Below are 1,473 nucleotides of genomic sequence, written 5' to 3'. Positions count from 1 at the left end.
GCCGCCAACACCGCCGATTCGATGATCGGCCACCGCACCCCGCGCCACGAGGCCTTCGGCTGGGCGGCGGCGCGCTTCGACGACTGGATCAATCTGCCGGCGTCGCGGCTGACGGCGCTGCTGATCGTGCTGGCGGCGTTCTTCGTCAAAGGCGCTGATGCGAAAAATGCCTGGCATGCGGTGTGGCGCGACGCGAAAAAACACCGCTCACCCAATGCCGGCTGGCCGGAAGCGGCGATGGCCGGTGCGCTCGGCCTGGCGCTCGCCGGGCCGCGCAGCTACGGCGGCGTGCTCGTGGACGACGTCTTCATGGGCGAAGGTGGGCGGCGCGAGGCCGACAGCGTCGACATAAGGCGAGCGCTGAAACTCTATTGCGTCGCCGACTATCTGCTGATCGCGCTGTTTGGGTTGGTCGCGGTCATGGTCATCGTGGCGTGATCTACTTCACCCTCCCCCTTGTGGGGAGGGTAAGAAACGCTCAGAACTCGATCCCCTGCTGCGCTTTCACGCCTGCGGAAAAATGGTGCTTGGTCACGCCCATTTCGGTGACGAGGTCGGCGGCCTCAATCAGCGCCGGCTTGGCGTTGCGGCCGGTGACCACGACATGCAGGCCCTCACGCCGCGCCTTCAACGCCACAACCACTTTGTCCAGGTCGAGATAATCGTAGCGCAGCGCAATGTTCAGTTCGTCGAGCACCAGCAGGCTGATCGACGGATCGGCCATCAGTTCGAGCACCTTGGCCCAGGCGGCTTCGGCGGCGGTGATGTCGCGCTTCAGGTCCTGCGTTTCCCAGGTGAACCCCTCGCCCATCGCGTGCCAGACGACGCGGTCGCCGAAGGCGGCGAAGGCGTCCTTCTCGCCGGTGTGCCACTTGCCCTTGATGAACTGGACGACGCCGACGCGCTTGCCGTAGCCGAGCATCCGCAGCGCCAGGCCGAAGGCAGCCGTGGTCTTGCCCTTGCCGGGACCGGTGTTGACGATCAGCAATCCCTTCTCGACCGTCTTGCTCGCCACCTCGGCATCCTGCACCGCCTTGCGCTTGGCCATCTTGGCGCGGTGGCGTTCTTCGTCCTTATCGTCGATGTCGGTCATGTCATTTCACCTTGAGCGGCAGCCCCGCCACCATCAGCAGCACCATGTCGGCGACGGCGGCGACCTGCTGGTTGAGCCGGCCGGCGGCATCGCGAAACCGGCGCGCCAGTGCATTGTCCGGCACGATACCTTGGCCGACTTCATTGGATACCACGAACCATGGCCCGCGCGGCCGCGACAGCACCTCCGCCAATCGCCGGCATTCCAGCTCGAAATCGTGTTCAGCCAGCATGTGGTTGGTCAGCCACAGCGTCAGGCAGTCGACAAGCACCGGCCGATCCTCCGGCAAGGCGGCAAGCGTACCGGCGAGATCGAGCGGTGCGTCGATGGTCGTCCAGCCTTCGCCGCGCCGCGATCGGTGCAACGCGATGCGTTCATGC

At 65.6% G+C, this 1,473-nt stretch carries 3 protein-coding genes; 1 reads left to right on the top strand and 2 read right to left on the bottom strand.

Translation table 11 applies throughout. The features are described from left to right. On the top strand, positions 1-438 hold a 438-nt coding region (locus tag EN749_RS35660), incomplete at its 5' end, for a cobalamin biosynthesis protein (protein ID WP_189367965.1). 40 nt (positions 439-478) lie between these two features. On the opposite strand, the gene cobO is transcribed toward EN749_RS35660, so the two are convergent. Together cobO and EN749_RS35650 are read right to left on the bottom strand one after the other, a co-directional pair. Further along, positions 479-1,093 (bottom strand): cob(I)yrinic acid a,c-diamide adenosyltransferase, encoded by a 615-nt coding sequence (gene cobO, locus EN749_RS35655; RefSeq protein WP_127810139.1) that lies wholly within the window; start codon positions 1,091-1,093, stop codon positions 479-481. Position 1,094: 1 nt separating this feature from the next. Then, positions 1,095-1,473: bifunctional adenosylcobinamide kinase/adenosylcobinamide-phosphate guanylyltransferase (locus tag EN749_RS35650; protein WP_145991175.1), on the bottom strand; the 379-nt coding region annotated here is incomplete at its 5' end.

Origin of the sequence: Mesorhizobium sp. M7A.F.Ca.ET.027.02.1.1, assembly GCF_004022985.1 — a bacterium.
Classification (GTDB): domain Bacteria; phylum Pseudomonadota; class Alphaproteobacteria; order Rhizobiales; family Rhizobiaceae; genus Mesorhizobium.
Note: the sequence above shows the minus strand (reverse complement) of the source record. Positions and strands in the feature narration are given on the sequence as shown.

Excerpts from the sequence above, each read along its gene's own strand:
- cobO (WP_127810139.1), bottom strand. The coding sequence starts at position 1,093 with ATGACCGACATCGACGATAAGGACGAAGAACGCCACCGCGCCAAGATG.